The organism is Vibrio sp. nBUS_14, from assembly GCF_051201655.1.
GTDB lineage: Bacteria > Pseudomonadota > Gammaproteobacteria > Enterobacterales > Vibrionaceae > Vibrio.
On sequence record NZ_CP179207.1, the window covers coordinates 1,145,376 to 1,172,349 of the forward strand.

Below are 26,974 nucleotides of genomic sequence, written 5' to 3' on the forward strand. Positions count from 1 at the left end.
GAATAGAGACATATAGGTGACAAAGCACTAACACGACTTAGGTGTAATAACCGTACTTACTCTTTACGGAATCTAGATATGCTCAATGTTCGTCATCAACTTAATTTTACGTCTTTCGCCATCGCTGCTCTCTTCAGCACTTGTGCGTTCTCGGCAAACGCACAAAACAGCCAGATAACTCTAACGAATACCAACAACAGCGACACAGTATCGATTTCAACACAAACATTAGCGATAGATTGGAATGACTTAAGCGTTAATAGCGCTGCTCTGACCGTTGATCGTCAGCCTCAAAAAGTCACTCACCTAATCACAGACTCTAAAACCAAGGCTTCTTGGACGCTAGTGCCAAGTGGAGTCCATGTTGAAGCTGAACTTAAGCAAGGTGATCTTCTTGTCCAATTCACCTTACCTTCAAACACACACGTAAAGCGAAACCAACCCATTGAACTTGCTTGGTTTGACCTTGCAGAACAACAAACTCAAACCCTATTCCTGCCTTTTAGCGAAGGCATGCGTGTACCTACCAACAATAAGCCATGGGCCAATTACCTAGTCGACAATCATTCAGGAAGTAACACCACTCAAGACTTAAAGATGCCGTTTTGGACTGTACAACAAAATGATCAATTCATCAGTTATCAGATGATTAACCCAACCAACAACCAATTGCTTTTTTCTGATGCGTTCTCCGATAAAAAGACCAAGATTGATATGAGCGCTTCACATCAATTTACCACGCTGAATCAATCACAGCCTTTTACGGTTCGTATAACAATTGGAGACTCTTGGTTAGACGGCGCCAAACAATACCGCGATTGGCGTATTGATCATGGTCTCTCTGAATCGCTTGTCGAAAAGCAAAAGCGTAATTCAAATGTGAGTAAACTAATTGGCGCAAGCCAGGTTTATCTGTTTGGTAAAGACCCGTTGAGCATCGAAGATGTGAGCGACTGGTGGGGATTAAAAGCTTGGTACCTAGAAGACTCTCAACTAAACATTTCAAGTGAAGCGAAGCGAGAGTTATCAACTCTATCCAAGGGTAAAGATTGGCTTAGCCAATATCACAAACAGCTGTTGTTGGACTCTATCAACCGATCATTACAAGGCTTGTACCCTGTTGCAACGCCAACACTTGCTGATAACTCAATTAAAGCTCAACACACTGCAGCTCAACATAAGAAGAACTGGTTGATTAAACACGCCTCTTCTTATCTCAATACACCTGAGACTTGGGGGCAAGCCTTATCATCAGATATGGTCAACAATCTGAACAAAGCAGGATTAAATAAGCTTTGGTTGGGCTTCGATAACTGGATGCCAGCATTCTATCAACCCAATGCCGTCGAACTGGCTAAAAAGTCCGGTTATCTGGTCGGCACCTACGATTCCTACAACACTGCAATACCCGCCAGTTTGAACGACAACTGGTTAACAGCTCAACTGCCGAAGCCCATTCGCGAGACTTGCTCGATTGAGTTAGCCGATGGCAGCATGAAAAAAGGATTCCGAGGAAACGGTTTTTACTTGAATCCGAATTGCCATTTAGATTACGTAAAGCAGCGCACTCTCGACATCATGCGCTTTGGTCACTTCAATAGCCTGTTCCTAGATGTTGATGCGACAGCAATGGCCCGTGAAGATTATCGGGACAACACCAGTGAGACGCATATGCTTTCTGCCTTCAATAACCGCATGCAGTGGTTAAGCGAGCAACCAGATTTGGTGCTTGGTTCTGAAGATGGGAATAGCTTGACAACAAAAGGCATCGCCTTTGCACATGGCTTAGAAACGGTTGGTTTTGGTTGGACAGACAAAGACATGAAAGAAAACCGTAAGTCGCCTTATTACTTGGGCCGTTGGTATCCTGATCATAAGCCTGATTTCTTCTTTAAGCCTGCAGAGGTTAAAGAGCCCTACAAGTCATTGCTGTTTTCACCTCAATACCGAATTCCGCTATACCAAGCCGTATTCCATGACGAAGTGATTAACACCCACCACTGGCATTCAGACAGCTTAAAATTCACCAATGTAAAAGCCAATCGCGATTTAACGGCCATGCTTTACAACACGCCAGCGATGGTTCATTTAACAAGAGATGAAGCGTTATCGAACTCAAGCCCAAGGCTTAAGGCATTGAAGCATTATCAAGATGGATTTGAGCCAATACACGAACAACTATGGGACAAAACGCTGGTTGACTTCATATGGCTGGATAAGAGCGGCAAGGTTCAACAAACCGTATTCAATGACGGTAGCAAGATCATCGCAAACTTCTCTGACCAAACGTTTCACCAAAACGGTGTCGATGTTGCGGCAACGTCTATCACAGCCGTATTAAGTAATGGACAAGTTGTAGAGTGGGAACCAGAGCTCAATTGATCGAACTCTTATTGTTTCGCTAGTGAGTTCTTCAGTTCTTCAGTTCTTCAGTTCTTTAACTTTCTATTTCGGACTAAAGAACTGAATACTTGTGTCGCGACTTGAGAGTAGTTAGACAAAAAGCTACTCATGTTTGCGGCTTTGAAATGCCGTGAGTAGATAATCAATGAATACCTTTTTGCGCTTGGGCATCAGTTGTCTGTCTGCATACACCAAGCTTACCGTGACTTGTGGCATGTCGTATTCAGGCAGTAAGTGCACCAATCGGCCAGTTCTGAAATGATCTCTACAGATAAATTCAGGCAGTACAGCAAGCCCTAGCCCGTCAACACACGCAGTAAGGCATGCCGTAATGGTATTCACCTTGAGTTGGCTTGGAAGCTCTATCAGCTCAGATTCACCATCATCAAGCTGTAACTTCCATTTAGGCAAACGCGCCGCTTTATTCGAGACCTCGATCATTCGAAATGGGGGTTTGAGGTCCTTCGGTGTTTTGATTTCACCAAATTGTTCTAAATACTCTGGGCTCGCGGCCAATACACGCCCAGAGGTCGTTAAATAACGAGAGACCAAGCTAGAATCGACCAACTCACCAATCTGCGCGTAAAGGTCGATGCCTTCACCAATAATGTCGACTTCACGGTTAGTCAGTTCCAAGTTCATCGTTACGTTCGGATGTTCAAGCAGAAAGCTGTGAATATACTTCGCCAGTACTTGGTGCCCCAACTCAACAGGAAGCACAACGTTTAGAGGGCCTCGAATCAGGTCTTGGTTAGCTGAAACTTCTAATTCAGCTTGGTTCATGATCTCGTGCATTTGCATGCTCGATTGATAAAAGCGCTCACCTTCCGGTGTTAACACCAAACTTCGTGTCGAACGAGTGATCAACCTCACACCTAAGTGCTGTTCTAGCTCAGCAAGTTTTCGGCTTACGGTCGACTTGGTCATATTCAACGCTTCAGCGGCATGTGTGAAACTGCCACAATCAACGACTTGTGTAAAAATAGTGACTGCATTTAAGTCCATCCGACCTCTCCAAAACTCTCATTAGTAAGATTTTTGCAACAGTGTTTCTCTTTTTTCCTATCTTATCAATCAATGAGATTCATTTACAATTCGTTACATCTAAATGAAATCAAAATGAGAAAAAGAAATGACAGATATCAATAAAGCTTCGCAACCAGTAAGCACAAAAAAACGTAAAAAAGCACCGCTTATTGCTACTGCGATCATGCTGTCATTGGGGTTAGCTGGCGCTGGATATTGGTATGGCTATGGCCAGTACTTCGAATCGACCGATAATGCCTACCTACAAGGCGACATCACCAATATTAGTCCAAAAGTGTCTGGCTACATTGTTAAGTCTTACGTCAGTGATAACCAGTCGGTTAAAGAAGGCGATTTATTGGTTCAAATTGATGATCGTGATTACCAGTCCGCACTTGCACAAGCTCACGCCCATTTAACAGTAGTCGAATCAAGCGTACGCAACCTTGTCGCACAACAAACGTTACAACGTAGCCAAATTAACCAAGCCGAAAGCCGTGTCGATTCAGCACAAGCCGAATACGAGCGTGCTATTCAGCAAGTCATTCGCTCTCGTAGCCTATTGAAACGTAACTATGCTTCGCAAGATGAAGTCGACAGCATGGTCGCACAACAAAAAGTCACCCAAGCAGAACTCGAAGAAGCAAAAGCAAACCTCGTCGCAAGTAACGATCAATTGATCGTAATTGCCAGCGAAATCGAACAAGCAAAGGCCTCAGTGACCGAAGCTCAGGCGCAAGAACAACAAGCGCAGCTTAATCTGGATTACACCAAAGTATACGCGCCAACAGACGGCGTGATTGGCAAGCGAAGTGTCCGTGAAGGTTTACTGATTCAAGCAGGCGCCCCACTAATGAGCTTGGTGCCAAACAACCAAGTGTGGATTGAAGCCAACTTCAAAGAGACACAACTAAGCGGCATTCACAAAGGTCAGACTGTTGAAGTGGAATTGGACGCTTTCCCAGGCCAACCACTTGAAGGCGTGGTAGACAGCTTCTCTCCTGCGACTGGCGCCAAGTTTGCTCTGCTACCGCCAGAAAACGCGACAGGTAACTTCACTAAAATCGTTCAACGTGTGCCTGTGAAAATTACTATCTCAGACCAGCAAGAGTTGAAAGGTCGATTGCTTCCTGGTTTATCTGTGGTAGCGACCATCGATAAACGAGGCTAGACCATGAGTAACGCTGGTGTTGTCACCCACACTAATGATGATGGCGAGGTTTCAAGACGTCATTGCATCGCCCTATTTGGCGGTTTGATTGGCGCGTTTATGGCGATTTTGGATATTCAGATCACCAACTCGTCTCTCAAAGATATTCAAGGCGCACTATCTGCAACCTTAGATGAAAGCTCGTGGATCTCTACGTCATACCTGGTCGCAGAGATGATTGCTATCCCACTCAGCGGTTGGCTTTCTAAAGCGCTCGGTAAACGCCGTTATATAACTTGGACGACGGCCATTTTCACCATTTCCTCTCTGTTATGTTCGTTCTCGTGGAATATGACCTCGATGATCATATTCCGCGCCATGCAAGGCTTTAGTGGTGGTGCATTAATCCCACTCGCCTTCTCGCTGGTTATACAACTGTTACCCATAAATAAACGAGCAGTCGGCATGGCACTGTTTGGTGTAACCGCGACCTTTGCTCCATCTATCGGCCCTACCTTTGGTGGTTGGCTGACGGAGAACTTCTCGTGGCACTATATTTTCTACATCAATATCCCGCCCGCTCTGCTCGTGATCACCATGATCCGGTATGGCTTGGACGATGAAAAACTCGACCTTGGTACGCTGAAAAAAGCCGACTGGTTCGGCATCGCAACTATGGCGCTCGGATTAGGTTGTTTGGAAGTGGTGTTAGAAGAAGGTAACCGCGAAGAGTGGTTCAGCTCGAGCTTTATAGTGGGCCTGAGTATTGTGTCTGCAGTGAGTTTGGTTTACTTCGTGATAAACGAGCTACAACATAAAAAGCCACTGGTGAATTTGCGGCTATTGCGGGATGCGCAGTTTGCGATGTCTTGTATCGCCTATCTGATCTTGGGGATGGCGTTGCTCGGCTCTATCTATGTATTACCTCTGTATTTAACGCAAATCCAGCAATACAACGCGATGGAGATTGGCGAAGTCCTGATGTGGATGGGTTTCCCACAATTGCTGATATTCCCAATCGTGCCCAAGCTGACGCAAATCATTAAGCCTAAATACTTGGTGACCTTTGGTTTCGCGATGTTCGGGTTAAGTTGTTACGTAAACACCCACATGACCATTGATTTTGGTGGCCAGCAGTTGATTTTGTCTATGGTTCTGCGTGCTATTGGTAGCCCATTTATTATGGTTCCGCTGTCTTTGGTTGCTATGAAGAACATCAGCAAAATGGATACCCCTGACGCTTCGACCTTAACCAACGTAATGCGTAACTTAGGCGGCGCGTTCAGTATTGCGATTATCGCTACGCTACTGGATAACAAAACCCGTGAGCATCTAGCACACATCAAAGAGTCACTGCCTTCTGTCAGTCATTTAGGTTGGCAAACCCTCAAAGATCAGCAAGCTTTCTTTATCCAATCTGGCAGTGATGCCGCGACTGCGATGCAACAAGCGCAAACAAGCCTACTTGGTACCATGCAACGTGACGCTACTATTATGGCTTACAACGATGTGTTCTTAATGATGACGGCATTCTTAGCGTTAGCCGCTGTATTAATTCTGAATATGCGCGATTAGAGCTAGAGACTGCTGCTAGGCGTTACTATCGAGAGTAACGCACAGAGTTCATAGCAGAATATCGAAGAAAACTTGAATAACAAAAACAGAGGCAAGCTTAACGGCTTGCCTCTTTTTGATTGATATAACCTGCATATACCCTTTCAACTTGAAGATGCAGGTATCAGTACCTGAAAATTATCTGTAATTCTGGATACAAGTGAGCCTGCAACTTCTGGTAACGTCACATCGAAAAACTTTTTGATAGCAGAGGTGAATGCTGTTTTGGAGGGAAAATAGACATTGTTCCTCACATGCTCATTCATTACTTTCCAAAGCCGCTCTATTGGATTTAAGTTTGGGCTGTATGAGGGTAAGTAATGAAGCTCTATATTGAGTACTTTTGCCGCATTCCTAACCATTTCTGACCGATGGTAGGCTGCACCATCAAGCACAATATGCACGGTTTGCTCTAGTGGATAATGCTCTTTCTTGAGTTTCCAAAAGAAGCGAACAATACTCTCGCTATCTATCGTTTCATAAGTATCTGTGATCGTTGCGCTGATGTTTTTCAATGACAGAGCACCGATTAGATTCACTCGAGTGCGGCTACCTGTCGTTTCAATTAGCTTATCCTGTCCCTTACGGATCCAGCCACAGCTAAGTTTTGTTGATTGAGTTGGATGAACGGCGTCCATGAAAAGTACAGGCGCATCCTTGGGCTTAAGTACCTCGTTGTAATACTCGATAAATGCTTGCTGCTCTTCAGGCTTTAGTTTATGTGGTACACCTTTGGGCTTTTTGTATGCAAAACCGTGGTGATGTAACCACTTATTAATCCCAGAAACGGTGTAGCTCACACCGAATTCAGCTTCGACGTAAGTAACGATTTGACGCGTATGAAAATAGGTTTTCTCAGTCAAATGCTCGATGAGCTGCATCGTCTGAGTATCAGAAAGTAGACTCTGGCTCCCGCCATTCTCAGGTTTAAGTTTTTCAGATAGAGCATAATCACTAAGATGACGAGCAACTGTAGATTCATGGATACGAAGGGCTTGAGAGATCATAGGCGGGCTCCAACTTTCGGAAGCTAGCAAGACAGCTTTTATACGGTCGCATACTCGACGATCACGCTCAGTATTGTGCATCTGTTCGAGTTGTTGTTTTTGCTCAGGAGTTAGTACCATTTTCATGGTGAGTAGCATGATCCTGATTTCATTGAAAATCAAGCATTTTCAATGATCACGGGTATAACCACATAAGATTTAGGAGAAAATAGAAAATGTAAACTAGGTTTAATAAATGTTGTCGAATACTCTTTAATTACCAATAGTTTATTGATTATTTACGGCTTTGTTGCTTAATTCAGAGAGAAGGCATGCCTGCCCCATTGTGCTTAATTCTTAATCGATATACTGTGTTTCAGGCATACCAAGCCCTGTAAGCTTATTCAGGGCTTTAATCATAGCGTAAGTCTCGCCAACTTGAGCGTTGTAGTTCCTCAGGCTTAATTTCCCACCTAGCAGCTGTTTTACTCGGTACATCGCGGTCTCTGATAGAGAGCGCTTATGATAGCCATACCGCTCTTTCCAATACTTATTTGAGCCATATAACTTCTGGCAACCCACGGCGAGATTTCGGGGGTGACCACGCTCCCAGAAGGCAGCCCCTTCTCTTGGTGGGATGAGCGGAACAGCTCGCTTGATCCGTATGGCATCATGGCAATTCCTTGTGTCATAAGCGCCATCACCTGATATCTCAATGATTTTCCGACGTGTCTGATTAAGTAAGTTGGGGAGCACTTCGGCATCGGTTACGTTAGATAAGCTCAGCTCTGCTGCGACTATTTCGTGGGTGCTTGTATCTACTGCGATGTGCAGCTTACGCCAGACTCTTCGCTTCCCATCAGTTCCATGCTTCTTGACCTTCCATTCACCTTCGCCATAAACCTTGAGACCAGTGGCATCAATGGCTAGGTGTTGTATCGCACCTCTGGTTTTAGTTTTAAATGAAACCTCAACATCCTTAGATCGACGACTTATACAGGTGTAGTGTGGGCAAACCAGAGGGATGTTAGCCAGCTTAAAGACGGAGTCTAGAAAACCTTGCAGCGCTCTCAATGGCATAGAGAAAACGCGTTTCACCATCAGAGCGGTAGTAATGGCTAAGTCGCTGAATCGGCGAGGTCTACCACGCTTGCCTTGTTTGTTTTGCTTCCACTCGGCTAACGTCTCCTCATCAATCCAAAAAGTCAGAGAGCCACGGTTGATTAAGGCTTTATTATACTGCTTCCAGTTAGTTGTTTTGTAACGAGGTTTAGGCATGAGACTACGACGATTGATGGGTGTATCCGATCAGATCGTAGCTTCCTGATTTAGTTCCATCGATTTAAGCAACAAGGCCATTATTTACATGTGAGCTAGGCACCTTGACAATGTCAACCTAGCACCTAAATTAAAAATAACATTTGGTATTGATGAAAATGGATTTGACCTTACCACCAGACCTACGGGTTTTGATTGTCGACGACTCTAAAAGTGCAACGATACTCATCAAGCAACAATTGGCGAGCCTAGGCATTGCGCATGACTGCATTTTTATTGCAACGGATTATCGACAAGCCATTAAAGCGGTCGAGACGCACTCTTTTCATGTACTCCTCATCGATTACCACTTAGAGCAATCCTTTACGGGGTTTGAACTTTTAGGGATCCTATATCGAAATAGACTTATCGATCATACGGTAGCGACGATTTTGCTCTCTGGAGACATGCGTCAAGAAACCGTATTAACCGCCCTCTCTGGCGAGGCGCACCATTTCATTTCTAAGCCGATTCACACTCAGTCGTTAGGTAAGAAAATCCAAAACGCGGTGTTCGAGTCGCAGCAAATTGACCAACTAAACCGTCTGTACCCGATTAACACTCCTGAGTTGCTTAAACAGGCGTTAGACATCCCGAATAACCAAGTGAATGTTCAGTTCGAGGCAACACTCATTGAGCATTTAATTGCGGGTCAAAAATGGAACTTGCTGTCGAATGTTATCACTAACTCGAAAACAAAAATGCACCCAACCAAGTTAGTAGCTGAGGCATTGATTTTAGATAGCTTAGGTAAACCGAATCTGGCGATAGAGAAACTTCACAATTACTTGATTGTTCAGCCATTGTCATTGAACGTGATTGATTGTTTAAGCTGCATCTATGAAAAACATAAGATGCTGCTGCCTGCGCTTAAGCTTGCGATCAGAGCATTTGAAATGACACCAAGCATCAGCCATCGCGCGATAAGAGCGATCGACTTAGCGGAGAATGTCGACAATACGCACATGCTGATTAAGCTTGGGGAAATGTACGCGACCCACATTTCATCCGCCGACATTGATTTGATTCATTCCATTGGTACGCACTATGACTCTCTAAAAGCGACCTACCAACGCGAAACTCAAACACAGAACAAACGTATGTTGCTTGAGCACGCCAATCAATTTACTGAGTTGGTTAATTTAAAGCTGCCTGCGAAACTGCAACAACAAGTGCTAGCAAGCCTTGCTCTGTTTCAATGCAGTATATTACTGATAGAAAACAGCCCATCGGTTGCCCATAAAAAAGTGATACGAGCAACCAAGCTTTTATCGAATCATTTTTTCAACCAACCCACTTCGCTGCTCGCTCAATTGCTGCCTTTGCTCAATCATTTTGGTGAATACTCTTTATATCACCTTGTGGCTGAATGCCTAAAATCTCGTGGTGAGAAAGTACAAGATCAACTGACGTCAAACACGGCCGATCCTTCGACTTGCATCAATATCGGGAATTCGGGATCGATTCAAGAATTGAAAGATTATATTCACAGCTATCCTTATTCAGTCGCCGCTAAACTTGACTATCTATATGCCGTCAATAACGCTCACACAGAAACAAACCTTGGCGACGAATACATAGAAGAACTGACTCAACTAGAACTTCCACCAAGATGGAACCAATGGATCAGTGACTCATCACGCAACGGTTTTTCTACTAAGCCGCCCAATCCATTTTCAACATGCAGCCGACAGGAGTCCACATGCTAGATTTTGATGCTTTAAACGCTTACTTAGATAACGACAGAGACGTAATTTTCGCTGTGTTATCAACCTACCAAGAAGATCACGGAAATTCGTTACAAGAAATAGAAGAACTAGTACAACAGCAAGACTGGGACAAGCTTCATTTTACTGTGCATACTTTGAAAGGAATATTGGCTAGCTTTGGCGAAGAGACAGCAACGGTCGCTCTAGAGAATGTAGAACGAACCACATTCAATAAACTAGCGCCTCAGGCTGACGATCTCTCCGTCATATACAGCGAAATGAAAATCATCAATCAACAAATCGATGAATTACTCAGCACTTATTAGTGCTGACCCGTCTTGATATGAGTTAACACTAAATGTAAAAAACCAGTCAATCATTACTACGACGAATACCCAACTTGGGTATCTCGTTGGAACGAAAAAGCCATTGCAACTCAATACTCTAAGCAGAGATGGGAACTGTCGTTACCGCGTGACCAGTGCACCCTGCAAGAACACAACATGGACCACAAGGTTAAGCTCGGTGATTTCCAGCGCACCATCCCTCACCTTTATGGCCCTGAAAGCCTAGAAACAGAAGACTACTTGATTCGACTTGATTCGACAATGGCTAAGCTTCTTAAAACCGTCGATAATCAAGTCGGGCTAGAAACACATTAATTATGCTGTCTGCCGACCACGGTGTCCCTGAATCTTCACCTGCTGTAATGCACTTGGCTTCAATCAAACTCAGTACTTCAACAAAGACACACTACTATCGAGTGGCGTAGAGAAAAGACTGAAGGACGATTTTGGTTTAACCAAAGACGCAATTCGGCTGTATGCCCAACCCTAAATCTACCTGAACCACGATTTGATTGCAGAGAAGAGACAGATTAAACAAGCCTAGTTCTGACCCGAGTAACGAAATGCTTCTTTAGTTAACTGATTCAACTCTTCATCATTCATCTTGTTGTGCACAACAGTAATTCGCCCCAAATAGATAAGTGGTACTTCGGCTTCCCTCTCTTCTATATGAAATTTAATGGCTTCCGCCGTCGCAACCCCAAGGTCATCACTCATTCTCATTGGAGTCGCATCCAACTCGTCTGAACGAATCTTTTCGATCTCTTTCGCCGTTCCGCCCCAACCCGTCACATATATTTCAGAAAGCATATCGGCTTTACCTAACGCATCAACAGCCCCCATCGTCATCGCTGTGTTTGCATTGTGAATCATCGTCACTTCAGGGAAATTACCGAGAACCAATCGAACCCCATCAGCCCCACCAATTTTTTGATATTGCCCAAAGTGCTCATAGACGGTTAACCAATCGCCTTTCTCTTCTACACAATTGATGAAACCTTGTGAGCGCTGCGTGTCGGTGATTCCTGGGATCCCGCGATTCGCAGAGAATTCGACCTCATTACCTAACTCTTCTAACACATGTTGGCATAGCACTTTCGCACCCATCGCACTAGAGAAATCGAACCAACTGTCTGGTTGATGTACCCATTGCTCGTTCGGTGTATGAAACGCCCAAATAAAGGTTTTGAATTCTGTCGAAGCCGATAACTTTTGAATGTTCTCAGCTTGTATTCCGAGTTCAGAAGGACCAAAAATCACGAAGTCATACGGTGCCTCAGAGCTCAAGACTTGATCCGTATATTGTGTTTGTAAAGAGTGTTCAATCTGTCTCGATGTGAACTCTTGGATCTCAAATGGAAGTTCGAGGGCAATGAGTCGCTCCTTCAATGCCGTGTAATTTCTTATCCAAAAGTCAGAAATATCTGCACTTGGATAAATTAGAGCAATTCTCACCGTTTTTTCAAATGGCGCAGTAGCCAAAGAGATCGGCTCTCCACTTACAGTCTCTTGAAATTTATCCAGTTTTATAGAGTCAGCGTCAGACCTTATGCCATCAGCGTTCACGAACCAAGGAACAGCAAAACAGGCGGTTAGTAGGGTTGGAAAAACATTTTTATAAATTTGACCCATCATAACTGTTACCAAATGTTTGAATGTTTATTAACATTATTATAAATATATAACGATGATGATTAAAAGCACTTTATACAATCCATGAATAAGACGATAAAATTTGCGAGTTTGTTGCTCGCTACCACCTGCTACTCAACCAGTTTTGCGGGCAATCCAGAAGACGATTTCTTCCAATACGCTGAAGAAAAAGTCATGCAAGCGATTTCCAGTCAACGAACTTGGGGAGGACCAACCGATGGTCCGGCTGTGCTTCACGAGAAGAGCATTATTTTTGTCGCCTCAGACTTACGTAACGGCGGTGTTTATGGTGTTGGGAAAGGCATATCTGAAGCCATTTCTAAGATCAATTGGCACCTTCGTTTTATCGACGGTTTAGGTTCTGAAGTCCGCCAAGGTGCGGCGATCAGAAAAGCGCTCGGCTTTGAGCCTGACGCCATTGTTCTCGGCGGGATCGATGCTATCCGACACAAAGACATTTTAAAACAAGCCGAAGAGCTCGGGGTTGTGGTCATTGGTTGGCATGCGACTGAATTGGTGAGTGGAAACCCTGAGATTGGCTTATACACGAACATAACAACCGATCCTTTGGCTGTAGCCGAAGTTGCTGCACTGCTCGCGATTGTAAACTCTAATGGTCGAGCCAAAACCGTCGTATTCACCGACCCTAATTATGAAATAGCGATGATCAAAGCACACGCGATGGTCAACACGATTAAACGTTGCAAAACGTGCGATGTCCTTGAACTGAACTACCTACCGTTAGATAAAATAGCGGAGCAAATGCCCGCGACATTAAAAATACTCGAGAAGAAGTACGACGAAAAAATCACGCACATTTTAGCCATCAACGACTTGTACATTGATTATGCGATCCCGTCTTTGGAAGCCAACCTCGATGAGTATCGACTAATACCACAAAATATCTCAGCGGGTGACGGTAGCAAAGCCGCATACAAACGAATTAATAGTGGCCAATTCCAACTTGCTACTGTACCAGAGCCTCTTTATTTACAAGGTTGGCAAATTGTCGACGAACTCAATAGAGCCTTCAACAAAATGCCGCCTAGCGGTTACTCTGCTCCTGTTCACCTAGTCACGCCAGGCAATGTTGAAGAGCTTATAAGTCATGAAGACAAAGGCATCTACGATCCTAAAAACGGCTATCGCGAAGCGTATCTGAGAATTTGGAAGCCACAATGAAATTAAATCAGATAAACATCACTCAACGACTCATTATTTCGAATCTTCTATCGTTATTCATTGTGAGTCTCGCTGTTATCATGGTGATTCGATCGCTCTATTACGTAGAATCTACACTTAAAACTAAAACGTCCACGCACGTTTCAGAGTTGATAGTGAACTCCGAAATCAGCCGTCGAGTTTTCACTTTAACGTCAAGAGTGAAATTACTCGAACAGACCTTCTTATTCAGTGAAACCACACTGTCGGAAGAAGCATTTAACGTTGATTTCCAACTTCAAAGGTTAAGGGATTTGTCGACCAATGAAGGTTTTTCGCAAAAAATTGATGCCTTTATTAACAATTTCCACCGATTTTTAGGCAGCTCACTGGCACTGAATAGGATCTTTAAACAAACCAATAAGATTGATGCAACCTTGGCCGAACAACTCGACCAGCTCGAATTCGCTATCGCCGACAGCAAACTTAGACACCTAGATAAACCTGACTTCATCCGTTACAACAACGAGTTAGATCTCATCAACATGTTACGTGAATCTTTTCTTACTTCAGGAAAAATGGTCGGTGACATTCACAGTCGCATCACTCCAGAAACAGAAAAAGTGCTGCTTATTGAGGTCGAGAAAGAACTCGATATATTCTTACTTCATCTAGAGAACGTTGATATCGAAACCCCTGCCGTTATCGCAGAGAAAAAGCGCATCAGCAGAACGGTAATGCGATACAACGCCGCATTAAAACGAATTAGAGCCAATTTAGAACAGCGTTGGTTGGTAATGGCCTCTCTTTTAGAAGCACAGAGTGACTTGTTAGAAATGGTGAAAAACACAGAGTCCCGAGTCCAAAACCAAGCTTTAGAATTAACCGACCAGCTAGAAAAAGAAATTGGTCTATCAAGATTCAACGCCATCCTTATTAGCCTCTCCGCATTTGTGTTATCGATGTTATTGGTAAGCCACGTGGTCAGATATCATATTAGACAACCGCTTAATGCGCTAAAACATGGCTTTGACCGCCTAGAGTCTGGGAGCCTCAAAGAACCAATCAACTTGGGCAGAAGCGATGAATGGTCTCACTTAGAAAAGGCCTATAATGACATGGCCTCACGACTTTCAGAGGCGTATTTAGAACTCACCGAAGAGAAGAAAAATTTCGATTTCTTAGCTCACCATGATCCACTTACCAGTTTGGCCAATCGCCTTTTGGCGACGAAAAAATTGGACGAAGAGATCAGAAGATCGAGCCAAAACCATGAGTCTTTCTTATTGCTTTACCTCGACATTGATGAATTTAAGACCATTAACGACTCGCTGGGGCACGCGCCGGGTGACAACCTTTTGGTCAATGTATCTGACATCCTAAGAAACCTAGTTGGAGACAAAGGCTTTGTCGCTCGAATGGGAGGCGACGAGTTCATGGTTGTATTTTCAAACATTGGGTTAGAAGAAGGCGAACCGATCGCAGATCGTTTAAATCAAGCACTGCGGAAGCCCTACTACATCGGTGACAATTCTATCTTCGTATCAGCCAGTATTGGCGTGTGTGAATACCCTACTCATGGTGTGGACGGCGAAACCTTGATTAGAAACTCAGATACCGCCATGTATCACGCCAAACGCAATGGTAGAGACCAGTACCGTATCTATGCTGACAAAATGACACATGAGGTTAATGACTTAATTGAAACCAACATGGGGCTTCATCAAGCTATTGCAAATGACGAACTGGAAGTATTCTTCCAACCCAAAGTCGACTTAGGTTCTCAAGAAATCATCGGAGCCGAGGCTCTTATTCGTTGGCGTCACCCAAAACTCGGATTGCTTCCACCTATCGATTTTCTTGAAGTCGCAGAGAAAAGCGACCTTATTATCGACATCGATAAATGGGTGTTTAAAAAAGTGGCGAACTTGATCACTGAATGGCAACACTCAGGTATCGACCTACAGGGTGTGATTTTCTCTATCAACTTCTCAGCACGAATGTTCTATATGACTGACCTCGCGGAACAGTTGCAAGTGATACTCGATGAAACAGATTGTCAGCCCCATCAACTGCTTCTTGAAATCACAGAAAGAGACATGATGCGAGATTTCCAAACCTGCTCAAGAACCATTGAGGTACTGCACTCGAAGGGCTATAAGATTGCGATTGATGACTTTGGTACCGGCTATTCTTCGCTGTCGGTTTTGAAGAACCTTTCTGCTGATTGCGTCAAACTAGACCGTAGTTTTATTGAAGACATCAACTCATCTAAAGTCGATTACGAAATTACCTGTGCAGTGTTAAAACTCGCACAAATACTTGATTTTTCAGTAATAGCAGAAGGCCTGGAAACCCAAAATCATGTTGAGACATTACGTCAGATAGGTTGTAAATACGCTCAAGGCTATTTCTTTTCGCGACCTTTACCGATTGATGATTGGGTGTCTTACTTCTTGATCCACTCAGAACAGAGGCCAAAAGAGGCATAAAGGAGCTTAGTTGCATAAATGACTACATTGGGTAAGTAACCTTACCGCAAAGATTGCTTGCCTTACTCCTGAGGTATTTGCTTTCTTTATACGTAGAATCGCGCGAATACTGCCAATAGCTGTGTCCTCCCGGGCTAACTTGTAATTACACGCCGAATACACAAACTCCACCAGCAACCTAAGATAACAAGAAATAAGGCATCGAAATAACTAGGCTAGCGATAACGCATACAACCTTATAGCTTGCGTGAATAAGCACCAATTACGCTTTCAAGATCTGCCCTTGCGTTAAGTTTCGGTGAATTTTACCAAATCGAGACAAGGCAACTTGAAATACTTCGTTCTGCATGAGATTGTAAAAATATCTCTCTAAAATAACTGTATGATTATGAAAACATTACAATCCATTGCGCTGCTTTCCACAATTATCGTAGCACCACACGTGTTAGCTGACGTGACAATTGAAGTTCCATCTAGCGTAGATGTCTTAGCGGTTAATGAAGCTAAGCCAGATCTTGACGGTAGTCTTTTCTCTTCTCACAAAACGCTAACCGTTCCAGACGGTCAAAACCAAATCGTATTCCAATATCAGCTGGCTTTTGATAAAGGTAACGAGCGTGAGTTTGTTGATAGCGACGTTATTATTGCAACGTTTAACGCTACTGACACCGCATTGACGTTTGATATGCCTAAATACCGCAATACCGCAGAAGCGAAGAAAAGTTTCGAAAACCTAGATTGGAACTTGGTTGATGAAGACCAAAATGCAATCAGTGTTAAACAAGACAAGCTAGTGAAAGATGGGATGCAGATTGGTCGCAAGTTCCCTCAAGAAGCGAAAGAGTACAACAAGAAAGGCGGCATTGCAGCGCTGGCTATGGGTACAGCAGCGGCCGTTGTTCAACCAGTAACGTTACCAGCAAAGATCGACGCAAACGCGGCGAATACTGCTGGAGAAATGCTTTATTTTTGGTACGACAAAGCTGACGCTGAGACCAAACAAAAATTCAAAGATTACGTGAACAAGTAGATCGATTTATCGCTCGTTAAAACTAAAAAATCTGGCACATCGGGGCCAGATTTTTTGTGTCTAATTTTATGGATAAGCTTCTGTAAATCAGTTTTTATGAATAACATTATCCGCTTTGCTACGATACAGAGCTCAATCGGAATTTCACTAACCCTTTACTCAGTAACATAGTAAAGACCGATTTAGCTCGATATCAAAGGTAGTCAGGTCTAATTCTCGACATCAGCAACATATCAATGTACTTCCCACTTTTGAACGTGCTCAGCCTTTTGGTGCCTTCTAGTTCAAAACCCACACCTTTATATAAAGCAATCGCACCGTAATTATCGGCATGAACCTCTAACTCAAGGCGAACAAGGTTTAGCCAGTTATCGGCTTGATTAATCGCTTCTTGCATTAATGCCTTACCGACCCCTTTACCATGCATATCCGGATTAATCGCTATCGCAAGTCCCGCACAATGTCTGTCTCTTACCTTAGTGGTCATGAATAAAGTAATGTGGCCCACGACTTTTCCAGACACTTCAGCGACTAAAGTGAAATGGTCTGAATGTCCAAACAATCGCTCCACTTGATCAGAACTAAGGAAAGGCTTTTGTGAAGTATTCTTTAATACTGACGAGTGTCGATAAATATCAAAAATATCTTGGTTGTCGGTGGATTCAAGATACCTAATTTGTATTTCCAAAGCGCTTCCTTATTATCTACGTAAACTCTTTTTCATAATACGGATAGCAACGAACACCTACAACCTTAAAGCTTATAAGCGCTCGAAAAAATTAAACAGATAATAAAGCTCTGCCAAATCTGGGGGGTTAAATAACGCTTCGTGATGTTTAAATCTTAGAATTTATAGTCAACACCAACGCTCGCCAATACTTGCTCTGAGTTATAGAAATCGATATTGGAATCAATCGTTCTTAAACCCAGTAAGGTGATAAACGACCAATCTTTATAGCCCATCAAACCGCCAAACTCGTAGGCTAAGAAGACACCGTATTCATTCTCTTCACGAGTTTTTCCGTAAATCGGATTCGCTTCATCGTACTGACGATCATTAGCATCTAGCGTGGCAACGAAGCCATGGCGACCGATTTTCTTAGCGTAATTTAATTCTAGTCCGTAGCTATCAAAGCTGAGAGCTCCTCCGTCTGCGTCTGAATTGAAATACACCATAGATGGAACGAACACGCCAGCTTGGTTAGGTAAGATAAAGGGGTACCCTACTTTGGCGTACACATAGGTTCTTTCACGATCTAACATCGCGACCTCTTCGTCAGTCAAACCTAATAAACTTTGGTTTCCTGACAGTTCGTCATCAACGTCAGATTGACCAATCGCGAAATCCGTTCGAAAACCCGTTCCAACAATGTTAGTGAGTTGCAATCGCCCAACATTACCTTTCACATCGGTTTCGTTTCGATTAACACCAACGGCATAAGGATCAGACCAAGCTTTACCAGAAATAAGTGTCGGTAACACAGAGAAGTCTAAAATTGTGCCACCAGTAAATTGATATTTGTACCCTATCTCAAAAGCAATGGTACCTGTCGCAATATCCTCTCGAGTGGTACCAGCATAAACTTGGTGGGTCAGGGATTCACCAAAAGTGTATTGAACGGTTCCGAGAAAGCCAAGCAGCCCTTGCTTCTCAATGCTCCCTTCTTCCATATTGCTCGCTTGATTCGAATCTTGTTCGGTACTCAAATTACTACTATCCGAGTAAAAACCGGCCAAAACACTGAAGTTGCCGCTGAAGCCTTCACTTGGAGCAAGACCGCTATAAGACGGCATTGAAGCAAATGCCGAAAGTATAACTGGTAAGACTAACCTCATATTCACATCCACTATTTGAATAATTACCCGTTAAATATAAGTACAAAGGTGGAATCATAACAAGTATTTAACCATGAAAATTCATTCGCCCAGTAACTTTGACTATTGAAGTAAGCGACTTGAGACTACGATAAGTTGATCTATCGCTTTTGAGCTTTCGTAACATATCCCGGAAATAACAGACAAACTCAAAGGACTACAATATGTTTAATCATTTAGGTAAGACTCTGTCAGTACTAGTTGTAACACTGCTTTTCACGGCTTTTTCTCATGCCAATCATCACGGTATGAAGAAAGATATAGTTGATGTAGCCGTTGAAAACGGCTCTTTCACAACCTTCGTCGCAGCGGTAAAAGCGGCAGGCTAAGTGGATACTCTGAAAGGCGAAGGTCCTTTCACCGTATTTGCGCCGACTGATGAGGCTTTCGCTGCCTTGCCAGAGGGAACGATAGACATGCTGTTGAAGCCAGAGAATAAAGACAAGTTAGTCGCAATACTGACTTATCATGTGGTACCAGGAAAAATCATGGCTGCAGAGGTTATGAAGTTGAGTAGCGCAGTAACGGTGCAAGGAGAGGCTGTGATGATGAGAGTAGATGGCGGCAACGTAATGATTAATAAAGCGAAGGTAGTGATACCAAATGTGGAAGCGAGAAACGGTGTAATCCACGTCATTGATGCGGTTTTATTGCCGAAACAATAGGGTTATTAGAAAGATATTCTCACAAAATCGAAAATTCGTTAAGGGTGTAACATGTTCACACCCTTTTCATTTTTATACCCAGTAAATATCGGTATCAAATACACAATGTTTGCTAATTGGTTCTAGTTAAACTCTGTTTGTAGTTAGACAAGCAAGCGTCCATTACAAACGCCAAAGCTTCAATTCCAACTTGGAATCCTCAAAAAGGATGATTAATACTTCTTTGTTTATCACTTATTCCGTAACTTTCTCCATCACGTAATTCGTCAGCTCCACACCACGTATTTCAACTTCCTGTTCATTGACGACCGTGAAGCCAAGGTGCTCATAGAAAGGTCTAGCGGTAATGCTCACCTCTGAAAAATATCGAGAGACACCACGAATTCGACCAATCTCGAATACATGTTCCATCAAAGCTCTTCCGATGCCTTTACCTTGATATTCATGATGGCAGAAGAAATGATCAATCAAACCACTCGGTTGAAGATCTGTATAACCAACAACGCGACCGTCTAACTCAGCCACAAAAGGTTGTATCCGATGCATACATTTTTGCCAAAGCTCAGAGTCAAAATCACTTGGCGCCCAAGCCTCAACTTGTTCTTGGGAATAGTCACGAACGTTAATGTTACGAACGGTATAAAAGTAGATCTCCCATAGCGCTTTACTATCACTAGTTTGGTAATTTCGGATTCTAACCACGACACACCCCTTTCATGTCTTGTTGATTGTCCATCTTACTGTTTACTAAAGATGTTAACGATAAAACACAGCTAGCCAAATAATCACGGCGTCTTTGTCCTTACCAAGCTCGAGATAAGAACACCTGCAAAAAACAAGCATGTTACGATTTTCTTCCTTTCCTTAAATTGGAATGACAACAAATCGAAACAAATAGCGATAGCGACGAGTACTTGAGACAGATAAAAGGCAGACACCATTATTCCTTAACTTGTGACCTAGCAGATTTAAATTATGACGTTGCTGTTCTAAATAACGACATTGCTGTTTTAAGAATGGCATAGAAGTTTAGACTATTAAGGTACCACTAATTACCGTGGTTGCAGACCCTGTCAGTTTTATACGGCCGTTTGGCAATAACTCTGTCGATACATACCCACCGCGACTCGACGCTTGGTAAGCATTGAAATGCGCTTTGTTCAGTTTCTCCGACCAATACTGTGTGAGAGCGCAATGCGCTGAACCCGTAACGGGATCTTCGTTAACACCCACCCACGGCGCAAAATAACGCGAAACAAAATCAAGCTCAGAGTTCGACGACAATGCCGTCACAACGACACCTCGACCTTTAATACCCTTCAAGGCATCAAAATTTGGCGCTAGATCCAGTAGAACCTGCTCGCTGGCCACTTCAATAAACTGCTTGGTATCGAACTCATTGAATGACACCACTTGGTTTTCATGCAGCCCTAAATATTCCAGCAACTCTTTATTGGCATCCAACCCAAGATCAAGCACTGTACTTGGGAAATCGAGCTCGATTGTCGAGTCACAGACTGTGGCAGATAGCTCACCCGAAAGTGTATCAAACGTCACTACCTCATCCACATTAACTAACCCTTTTTCCTTCATCACATGTGCTGTTGCCAACGTACCGTGACCACATAATTTGACTTCAACTTCTGGTGTGAACCATTTCAACGTCATCGTATTGAGGTCTAAGAATGCAGTTTCTGATACTGCCATCTCTTCAGCGATTGAAAGCATTAATGACTCATCCAACAGCTCTTTGGAGATACAGACTCCCGCAGGGTTTCCTTTAAACGCTTGTGTTGTAAACGAGTCCACTTGATATATATCTAAAACCACAACGGTTCCTAATTCTGAAACAGATAATCTTGGCTGCCACAATTCGGGCAAATGCTCAGTACTACAAGAAGTTAGACGTAACTTAGCCGAAATCTTACATAACGATCAGAAAAAAGGGAAATACAGATAATAAGAACAATAGGTTTCTAGGATTTAGAATTCCCGATAGAAAACCAGTCATGAATTCTTTTACGAAAGTAGTTTGACTTGAAATATCTAAATCTGACACATAAATGCGGCTTTGTTGCGTAATTCAGGCGAGAAACCAAACCGCCTAAAGTTGAGTGACTTTTATACAACACACTGAGTTTCAGGCATACCAAGCACTGTAAGTTTATTCAGCGCTTTGATCATAGCGTAAGTCTCGCCAAGCTGAGCATTGTAATTTCTTAGGCTCAGTTGCCCTCCTAGCAATTGTTTAACTCAATACATCGCTGTTTCTGAGAGTGAACGTTTGTGATATCCATACCGCTCTTTCCAATACTTATTAGAGCCGTATAACTTCTGACAACCCACGGCGAGATTTCGAGGGTGACCACGCTCCCAGAAGGCTGCCCCCTCTCTTGGGGGAATAAGCGCATCGGCTCGTTTAATCTTAATAGCAGCGTAGCACGCTCTCGTGTCGTAAGCGCCATCACCAGACACCTCAAGGATGCTCGTTTGGCTTTAGTTAAAGTAACTCGATTTTTTACAACATTGTTAATGCATGAAACTGCACCACTTCACATTTTAAGCTCACCAAACTAAAGTGGTTCTTTTACACTGATTAGTAATCCCCACTCCGTTTAAATACGTAATGACCATCAAAAAGTTGAAAAGAAAGGTGGACATTTACTAGCGACATTCGATGACACAGCATAATCTTTATACAAACGTGAACTACTTTTCAGCGGCTGTTGCTCTTACCTTAGGTGACGCAAACACAGACATTCAGCACTGAGTAAATCTCTAAATAAAGCCACCCACGTCAAAACAAAGGGAATCGATGATGAGTAAATTAAACCCAATGTTAGCGCTATATCCCGTTTTAACCGCATTAATTCTTTTTCCTGTGTCTGCTGAAATTAGTCTAGAACAGTTTGAATTAGGAAAACAAAAAGCCAAGGTGTGCATGACTTGTCATGGCGCTGACGGAATCTCAACACAAGAACCCTACCCCAACCTCCGAGGTCAAAAAATGGGATACCTAATCTCGTCTTTAAAAGATTATCAAACGAGAGAAAGAACCAGCGGGTTGGCCGTGCTCATGCAACAACAAGCGGACACGCTTTCGGACCAAGACATTCAAGACATCTCTTATTTCTATTCTCAGTTAGGCAGCGACTCTCAATTAAGTCACGAATCAAAAACAAGTAACGACTAAAAACAAACAGCAATTCAAAACTGCAGGCAAGGAGCCTCGTTATGGAACAAGTGACAACGCAGCACAGCATTAAGGTCGTGAGATACTTTATTATCGCCTCTTTAATTTGGGCTATTGTAGGTATGATCATCGGCGTGATCCTCGCCGCTCAGTTGTATTGGCCTGTACTCAATTTCGATTCTCAATATTTCCAATTTGGACGTCTTCGTCCACTGCACACCTCAGGCGTTATTTACGGGTTTGTAGTCAATATTTTAATGGGGACGTCACTCTACATTGCCCAACGAACGGGTCATTGTGGATTGTTCAATAAAAGTTTGTCATGGATGGTCTTTTGGGGATGGCAACTTATTCTGTTACTTGCGGTCGTCTCCTTACCCGCGGGTTACACCAGCTCAAAAGAGTATGCGGAACTTGAATGGCCAATCGACTTAATGATTGTGTTGGTTTGGGTGCTCTATGCTGTCTTGTTCTTCGGCACCCTTGCCAAGCGAAAAGTGAGCCATATCTTCGTGGCCAACTGGTTCTTTGCAGCGTTCATTATCGTTGTTGCCATGATTTTCATTGTGAACAATCTCGCGATGCCAGTCTCTGCAATGAAGTCTTACTCTGTATTCGCAGGCGCTCAAGATGCGATTGTTCAATGGTGGTGGGGACATAATGCCGTCGGCTTCTTACTGACCGCTGGTGTGATTGGTATGAACTACTATTTCATACCCAAAGCGGCAGATCGACCTATCTATTCTTACCGTTTGTCTGTCATCCACTTTTGGGGCTTGGTCGGCTTTTACACATGGGCTGGAACGCACCACTTAGTTTATTCTTCCGTTCCAATCTGGATTCAAAACATCGGAATCGTGATGTCGTTGATATTGTGGCTCCCTTCCTGGGCCGGTGCTTTCAATAGCGCAATGACCCTGCTTCAAAACAAAGAAAAGCTGAAGTCCGACTACATTCTTTTATTCTTTTTCTCAGCGATTCTTTACTACTGCTTGGCGACATTCGAAGGCCCGCTACTCGCTATTCGCTGGTTCAACATGGTGGCGCACAATACCGAATGGATAATCGGTCACGTACATTCCGCAGCACTAGGATGGGTTGGGATGTCAGGGATTGCGGTTTTTTACTACTTCATTCCGCGCTTGTGGGGCCAAACCGAACTCTGGTCAAGACGGCTCATCAAATGGCACTTCTGGCTTGCTCATGCTGGCGTGGCGATTTATGCGATTGCACTTTGGGTCGCTGGTATCGGTGAAGGTTATATGTGGCTCGCTCAAAATGAAAATGGCGAACTGATTTACAGCTTTGTCGAAGCGATGGACTTCAAAGCACCTTGGTTGTTCTTACGATTCTTTGGCGGTGCGTTGTTTGTTCTAGGTTTATTCTTTATGGCATTCAATTTGTTTAAAACCGTTCGAATGCCAGCAACACTTGATACTAAACGCGCTCATACCGAAGGAGGCTTAAATGATGAGTAAAGACTTTACACATTCAATCGTCATTTTAATTGTGACCACCGTTGTCGTCGCCTCCTTCTCTTTGTTGGTTTGGGTAGTGCCAACCATTGTCCGTGGGGATGATATCGCCAAAGGCAGCTTAGCGATGCCGCTCACACCTCTTGAGTTAGCAGGACGAGACATCTACATCAGTGAAGGCTGTCATGTGTGTCATACACAAATGGTTCGCCCTCTAGAACCGGAAGTAAAACGTAACGGTCGTCCGAACAAAGAAGCAGATGACATCTATGAGTTTCCCAACTTGTGGGGATCTAAACGTACGGGGCCGGACCTAACTAACTTAGGAAGAAAGTATTCTGACCAGTGGCATGCTATTCATCTAATTGATCCTCGAAAAGTCGTACCCACATCGATCATGCCCGCCTACCCTTGGTTATTTGAACAGACAATATCAGGCGACGATATAAGTGACAAGATGGAAACCCTCCGCATACTCGGCGTGCCTTACACTGACCAAGAAATTGGTGACGCTCGATTACAAGTAAGAGGTAAAACCAAAGGTGAAGCTCTGATCCGTTATCTACAAAGCCTTGGTAAAGATACGTCACAGGAGGTATCACAATGAGTACATTTTGGAATCTATGGGCGGTAGTTTTAACCTTAATTTTCTTCGTTCTTATGGTGTCCGTTGTCGTTAAATACTGGCGTAGCAATCACCGAGCCGATCAAGACCACACCCTTGGCACTTTTGATGGGATTGAAGAAAAAGATGCGCCACCGCCGAAACTACTCTTTGTCAGCTATGCCATTGCCTTCTTGATGTCTGCAGGCTATTTAGTGCTCTACCCTGGACTAGGGGAATGGGAAGGATTAGTCGATTGGCAGCAAAGCGATGATAAACTCAGTTCACCCAGCACAACGTTAAACGAGCAATTCTCACAAACAACCGAGACCACCCTCGAAGGACTGTCTGGCATACCTGAAATAGTGAATAGCGGACAGATCTTGTTCCAAACTCACTGTGCAGCTTGTCATCGTGACAACGCTCAAGGTCAAAAACACTTCCCTAACCTTATTGACCAAGAATGGCTATATGGCGGCAGTGATGAAGCGATCATTCACTCGATCGCCAAAGGGCGAAACGGTGCAATGCCAGGTTGGAGTGAGATAATGCGCCCAGACGAAGTGGCGAAGGTTTCTTACTACTTAGCCTCACTTAATCAACGTCATACCGATGTGCCAGAGGTAAAAGTTAAAGTCGGCAAAGAGCTGTTTGTAAAATACTGTTCATCTTGTCATGCCGATGGTTCTATCGCTAATCCCGCGTTTGGCGTCCCTGATCTTTCAGATGATATCTGGCTGCACGGAGGGAGTATCGAAGAGATACAACACACCATCAACAAAGGCTTGAACAACCTCATGCCTGCGTTTGATAAACAGCTTACGGAGAACGAGATACTCGCACTGGGTGCTTACATTCGACATGCGGGTTCAGAGCAGCAGCAAAGACTCGCGAACCTAGAAGCTCAGTCCGTTGAACGTGGTGAATACCTCGCTTATGCCGGTGACTGCGTTGCGTGTCATAGTGCCGAAGGTGGCGAACCTTTTGCTGGCGGGCTGCCTTTTGTAACCCCTTTTGGTACCGTCTATTCAACTAATATTACGCCACACACAACGGAAGGTATTGGTACCTACGACTTTGAAGACTTCCGAGCCGCGTTGGTTGCCGGCAAGGGTAAGAGCGGCTATCTATACCCAGCAATGCCCTACACCTCATATCAATACCTAACCGATCAAGACATGGTGGATTTATGGGAATACATGCAGTCGATTACCGCTGTACCTCGTCGCAATGACGACAACAGCATGATGTTCCCATCGAACATCCGATTAGGTCTGCTTGGTTGGAACATCGTCTTTATGGATACCGACCCGATCGACTACCAAGTGCCTGAAGAGCTTAAAACGGAAGTCGAAAACGTCGATAAATGGCAGCAAGGGAAATACTGGGTGGCTGGCCTTGGCCACTGTTCTGAGTGCCACACGCCACGAAACATTGCCCAAGCGCTGATACCCGAACGTATTTTCCAAGGCAACTTAATTGATGGTTGGAACGCGCCCGATATCACGGCCAATGAACTGTATGTCGATGGTTGGGATGAAGCGACACTCACCGACTTCTTACACACAGGTCACTCAGACAAAGGGACTGCTTTTGCGGGCATGGTAGACGTAGTGAAAAACAGTCTAAGTTTGATGACTCGTGAAGATATCGAGTCGATGTCCTACTACCTACTCAGTGGTGATATCAACAACACCATCAGCAGTGACGCCGTTCCATTGCAGCCTAAAGGGTTTGATGAAGACTCTTACGCGACTGACATTTATGCCACTTACCGCCAAACGTGTGGAGCCTGTCATGGTGACGATGGTAAGGGGCGAGACCCAATCGCACCGACATTGTTGAACAACGGCATCATCATGCACAGCGACCCATTCAACACCATCGCGGTAACCGTGCGCGGCCTACAACCCACCTATCTCGATAAAGACAGAAACTTCATGCCAATGGCAAGTTTTGAAGATGTCCTATCGGATCAAAGATTGGCTGAGTTGATCACCTTCGTGCGATTGCATCTTGGAGATAGAGAAGAGCCCGTAACGGCAGAGCACGTACGAGAGGTAAGAGAAACGCTTGAAGCTGCAGGTTACGCAGGTGGGTTACACACCACACCTGAAATGTACGAAAGTCGAGATAAAAACATTAACATTCGTTAGTCGACAAACCGACCATGCAGGAGGCCAAATTCAGGCCTCCTGCTTGCTTTTTAATAGAGCGGTTTTTAATAGAACGCTCTCCAATACAACTCTGTTTGAGTACATCCGAGTTTGATAC

20 protein-coding genes and 4 pseudogenes are annotated in these 26,974 nt (G+C 43.9%); 14 read left to right on the forward strand and 10 right to left on the reverse strand.

Translation table 11 applies throughout. The annotated features are described in order from the left end of the window. The first annotated feature begins 78 nt into the window (after positions 1-78). A complete protein-coding gene (locus tag ACMAZD_RS22865) occupies positions 79-2,382 on the forward strand; it encodes a glycoside hydrolase (RefSeq protein ID WP_435249608.1) in 2,304 nt (767 codons plus the stop codon). A gap of 123 nt (positions 2,383-2,505) precedes the next feature. Here ACMAZD_RS22865 and ACMAZD_RS22870 read toward each other — a convergent pair whose 3' ends face one another. Continuing rightward, positions 2,506-3,408 carry a LysR family transcriptional regulator gene (locus ACMAZD_RS22870; RefSeq protein ID WP_435249609.1) on the reverse strand — a complete coding sequence of 301 codons (903 nt, stop codon included), beginning with the start codon at positions 3,406-3,408 and terminating at the stop codon, positions 2,506-2,508. 127 nt (positions 3,409-3,535) lie between these two features. Here ACMAZD_RS22870 and ACMAZD_RS22875 point away from each other — a divergent pair, with 127 nt between their 5' ends. Beyond that, positions 3,536-4,600: an HlyD family secretion protein gene (locus ACMAZD_RS22875; protein WP_435249610.1), complete on the forward strand. Its 1,065-nt coding sequence runs from the start codon at positions 3,536-3,538 to the stop codon at positions 4,598-4,600. A 3-nt stretch (positions 4,601-4,603) separates the two neighbouring features. After that, positions 4,604-6,154: a DHA2 family efflux MFS transporter permease subunit gene (locus ACMAZD_RS22880; protein WP_435249611.1), complete on the forward strand. Its 1,551-nt coding sequence runs from the start codon at positions 4,604-4,606 to the stop codon at positions 6,152-6,154. 143 nt (positions 6,155-6,297) lie between these two features. On the opposite strand, the gene ACMAZD_RS22885 is transcribed toward ACMAZD_RS22880, so the two are convergent. Together ACMAZD_RS22885 and ACMAZD_RS22890 are read right to left on the reverse strand one after the other, a co-directional pair. Continuing rightward, on the reverse strand, positions 6,298-7,326 hold the full coding sequence (locus ACMAZD_RS22885) for an IS630 family transposase (RefSeq protein WP_435249612.1): 1,029 nt from the start codon (positions 7,324-7,326) through the stop codon (positions 6,298-6,300). Between the two features lie 210 nt (positions 7,327-7,536). After that, complete coding sequence (locus ACMAZD_RS22890; protein WP_435246996.1) at positions 7,537-8,457, reverse strand: IS5 family transposase; 921 nt, start codon at positions 8,455-8,457, stop codon at positions 7,537-7,539. 158 nt (positions 8,458-8,615) lie between these two features. Here ACMAZD_RS22890 and ACMAZD_RS22895 point away from each other — a divergent pair, with 158 nt between their 5' ends. From ACMAZD_RS22895 to ACMAZD_RS22905, 3 genes and pseudogenes are all read left to right on the forward strand, one after another. Beyond that, a complete protein-coding gene (locus ACMAZD_RS22895) occupies positions 8,616-10,205 on the forward strand; it encodes a response regulator (RefSeq protein ID WP_435249613.1) in 1,590 nt (529 codons plus the stop codon). Then, positions 10,199-10,531 carry an Hpt domain-containing protein gene (locus tag ACMAZD_RS22900; protein ID WP_435249614.1) on the forward strand — a complete coding sequence of 111 codons (333 nt, stop codon included), beginning with the start codon at positions 10,199-10,201 and terminating at the stop codon, positions 10,529-10,531. Before ACMAZD_RS22895 ends, ACMAZD_RS22900 begins: the two co-directional genes overlap by 7 nt. Positions 10,532-10,579: 48 nt before the next feature. Then, positions 10,580-11,039: pseudogene (locus ACMAZD_RS22905) on the forward strand (alkaline phosphatase family protein); the annotation flags it as partial. Positions 11,040-11,092: 53 nt separating this feature from the next. Here ACMAZD_RS22905 and ACMAZD_RS22910 read toward each other — a convergent pair. Further along, positions 11,093-12,187, reverse strand: a complete 1,095-nt coding sequence (locus ACMAZD_RS22910; RefSeq protein WP_435249615.1) for a substrate-binding domain-containing protein — start codon at positions 12,185-12,187, stop codon at positions 11,093-11,095. 81 nt (positions 12,188-12,268) lie between these two features. On the opposite strand from ACMAZD_RS22910, the gene ACMAZD_RS22915 reads away from it, so the two are divergent. The 3 genes from ACMAZD_RS22915 to ACMAZD_RS22925 all read left to right on the forward strand — a co-directional run bounded on the left by ACMAZD_RS22915 (position 12,269) and on the right by ACMAZD_RS22925 (position 16,888). Further along, positions 12,269-13,387, forward strand: coding sequence for a substrate-binding domain-containing protein (locus ACMAZD_RS22915; protein WP_435249616.1), 1,119 nt, complete (start codon positions 12,269-12,271; stop codon positions 13,385-13,387). Continuing rightward, a complete protein-coding gene (locus tag ACMAZD_RS22920; protein WP_435249617.1) occupies positions 13,384-15,858 on the forward strand; it encodes a putative bifunctional diguanylate cyclase/phosphodiesterase in 2,475 nt (824 codons plus the stop codon). The genes ACMAZD_RS22915 and ACMAZD_RS22920 overlap by 4 nt, the downstream gene beginning before the upstream one ends. A gap of 388 nt (positions 15,859-16,246) precedes the next feature. Further along, positions 16,247-16,888, forward strand: coding sequence for a DUF2057 family protein (locus ACMAZD_RS22925; RefSeq protein WP_435249618.1), 642 nt, complete (start codon positions 16,247-16,249; stop codon positions 16,886-16,888). A 193-nt stretch (positions 16,889-17,081) separates the two neighbouring features. Here the strand turns inward: ACMAZD_RS22925 and ACMAZD_RS22930 are convergent, their stop codons facing one another. Continuing rightward, positions 17,082-17,576, reverse strand: a complete 495-nt coding sequence (locus ACMAZD_RS22930; protein ID WP_435249619.1) for a GNAT family N-acetyltransferase — start codon at positions 17,574-17,576, stop codon at positions 17,082-17,084. 155 nt (positions 17,577-17,731) lie between these two features. Then, positions 17,732-18,724, reverse strand: coding sequence for a DUF2860 family protein (locus ACMAZD_RS22935; protein ID WP_435249620.1), 993 nt, complete (start codon positions 18,722-18,724; stop codon positions 17,732-17,734). Between the two features lie 203 nt (positions 18,725-18,927). Here ACMAZD_RS22935 and ACMAZD_RS22940 point away from each other — a divergent pair. Then, positions 18,928-19,428 (forward strand): annotated as a pseudogene (locus ACMAZD_RS22940) (fasciclin domain-containing protein). Between the two features lie 234 nt (positions 19,429-19,662). On the opposite strand, the gene ACMAZD_RS22945 reads toward ACMAZD_RS22940, so the two are convergent. From ACMAZD_RS22945 to ACMAZD_RS22960, 4 genes and pseudogenes are all read right to left on the reverse strand, one after another. Next, positions 19,663-20,130 carry a GNAT family N-acetyltransferase gene (locus tag ACMAZD_RS22945; RefSeq protein ID WP_435249621.1) on the reverse strand — a complete coding sequence of 156 codons (468 nt, stop codon included), beginning with the start codon at positions 20,128-20,130 and terminating at the stop codon, positions 19,663-19,665. A 107-nt stretch (positions 20,131-20,237) separates the two neighbouring features. Beyond that, positions 20,238-20,366, reverse strand: a pseudogene (locus tag ACMAZD_RS22950) (YgjV family protein); the annotation flags it as partial. Positions 20,367-20,457: 91 nt separating this feature from the next. Beyond that, positions 20,458-21,258 (reverse strand): PhzF family phenazine biosynthesis protein, encoded by an 801-nt coding sequence (locus tag ACMAZD_RS22955; RefSeq protein ID WP_435249622.1) that lies wholly within the window; start codon positions 21,256-21,258, stop codon positions 20,458-20,460. Between the two features lie 291 nt (positions 21,259-21,549). Next, a pseudogene (locus ACMAZD_RS22960) lies at positions 21,550-21,912 on the reverse strand (transposase); the annotation flags it as partial. Between the two features lie 331 nt (positions 21,913-22,243). Between ACMAZD_RS22960 and ACMAZD_RS22965 the strand changes: the two are divergent. Genes ACMAZD_RS22965 through ACMAZD_RS22980 form a run of 4 tightly spaced genes read left to right on the forward strand, consistent with a single transcriptional unit; the run spans position 22,244 to position 26,856 of the window. Beyond that, positions 22,244-22,621, forward strand: a complete 378-nt coding sequence (locus ACMAZD_RS22965) for a c-type cytochrome (RefSeq protein WP_435249623.1) — start codon at positions 22,244-22,246, stop codon at positions 22,619-22,621. Positions 22,622-22,662: 41 nt separating this feature from the next. Next, on the forward strand, positions 22,663-24,099 hold the full coding sequence (ccoN, locus tag ACMAZD_RS22970) for a cytochrome-c oxidase, cbb3-type subunit I (RefSeq protein WP_435249624.1): 1,437 nt from the start codon (positions 22,663-22,665) through the stop codon (positions 24,097-24,099). Beyond that, positions 24,089-24,703 (forward strand): cbb3-type cytochrome c oxidase subunit II, encoded by a 615-nt coding sequence (locus tag ACMAZD_RS22975; RefSeq protein WP_435249625.1) that lies wholly within the window; start codon positions 24,089-24,091, stop codon positions 24,701-24,703. Before ccoN ends, ACMAZD_RS22975 begins: the two co-directional genes overlap by 11 nt. Then, complete coding sequence (locus tag ACMAZD_RS22980; protein ID WP_435249626.1) at positions 24,700-26,856, forward strand: c-type cytochrome; 2,157 nt, start codon at positions 24,700-24,702, stop codon at positions 26,854-26,856. The genes ACMAZD_RS22975 and ACMAZD_RS22980 overlap by 4 nt, the downstream gene beginning before the upstream one ends. Positions 26,857-26,974: the final 118 nt, after the last annotated feature.

Bases quoted from the DNA above. Each gene is read 5' to 3' on its own strand.
- ACMAZD_RS22865 (WP_435249608.1), top strand. From the start codon at position 79: ATGCTCAATGTTCGTCATCAACTTAATTTTACGTCTTTCGCCATCGCT.
- ACMAZD_RS22870 (WP_435249609.1), bottom strand. From the start codon at position 3,408: ATGGACTTAAATGCAGTCACTATTTTTACACAAGTCGTTGATTGTGGC.
- ACMAZD_RS22875 (WP_435249610.1), top strand. From the start codon at position 3,536: ATGACAGATATCAATAAAGCTTCGCAACCAGTAAGCACAAAAAAACGT.
- ACMAZD_RS22880 (WP_435249611.1), top strand. From the start codon at position 4,604: ATGAGTAACGCTGGTGTTGTCACCCACACTAATGATGATGGCGAGGTT.
- ACMAZD_RS22885 (WP_435249612.1), bottom strand. From the start codon at position 7,326: ATGAAAATGGTACTAACTCCTGAGCAAAAACAACAACTCGAACAGATG.
- ACMAZD_RS22890 (WP_435246996.1), bottom strand. From the start codon at position 8,457: ATGCCTAAACCTCGTTACAAAACAACTAACTGGAAGCAGTATAATAAA.
- ACMAZD_RS22895 (WP_435249613.1), top strand. From the start codon at position 8,616: ATGGATTTGACCTTACCACCAGACCTACGGGTTTTGATTGTCGACGAC.
- ACMAZD_RS22900 (WP_435249614.1), top strand. From the start codon at position 10,199: ATGCTAGATTTTGATGCTTTAAACGCTTACTTAGATAACGACAGAGAC.
- ACMAZD_RS22910 (WP_435249615.1), bottom strand. From the start codon at position 12,187: ATGATGGGTCAAATTTATAAAAATGTTTTTCCAACCCTACTAACCGCC.
- ACMAZD_RS22915 (WP_435249616.1), top strand. From the start codon at position 12,269: ATGAATAAGACGATAAAATTTGCGAGTTTGTTGCTCGCTACCACCTGC.
- ACMAZD_RS22920 (WP_435249617.1), top strand. From the start codon at position 13,384: ATGAAATTAAATCAGATAAACATCACTCAACGACTCATTATTTCGAAT.
- ACMAZD_RS22925 (WP_435249618.1), top strand. From the start codon at position 16,247: ATGAAAACATTACAATCCATTGCGCTGCTTTCCACAATTATCGTAGCA.
- ACMAZD_RS22935 (WP_435249620.1), bottom strand. From the start codon at position 18,724: ATGAGGTTAGTCTTACCAGTTATACTTTCGGCATTTGCTTCAATGCCG.
- ACMAZD_RS22965 (WP_435249623.1), top strand. From the start codon at position 22,244: ATGATGAGTAAATTAAACCCAATGTTAGCGCTATATCCCGTTTTAACC.
- ccoN (WP_435249624.1), top strand. From the start codon at position 22,663: ATGGAACAAGTGACAACGCAGCACAGCATTAAGGTCGTGAGATACTTT.
- ACMAZD_RS22975 (WP_435249625.1), top strand. From the start codon at position 24,089: ATGATGAGTAAAGACTTTACACATTCAATCGTCATTTTAATTGTGACC.
- ACMAZD_RS22980 (WP_435249626.1), top strand. From the start codon at position 24,700: ATGAGTACATTTTGGAATCTATGGGCGGTAGTTTTAACCTTAATTTTC.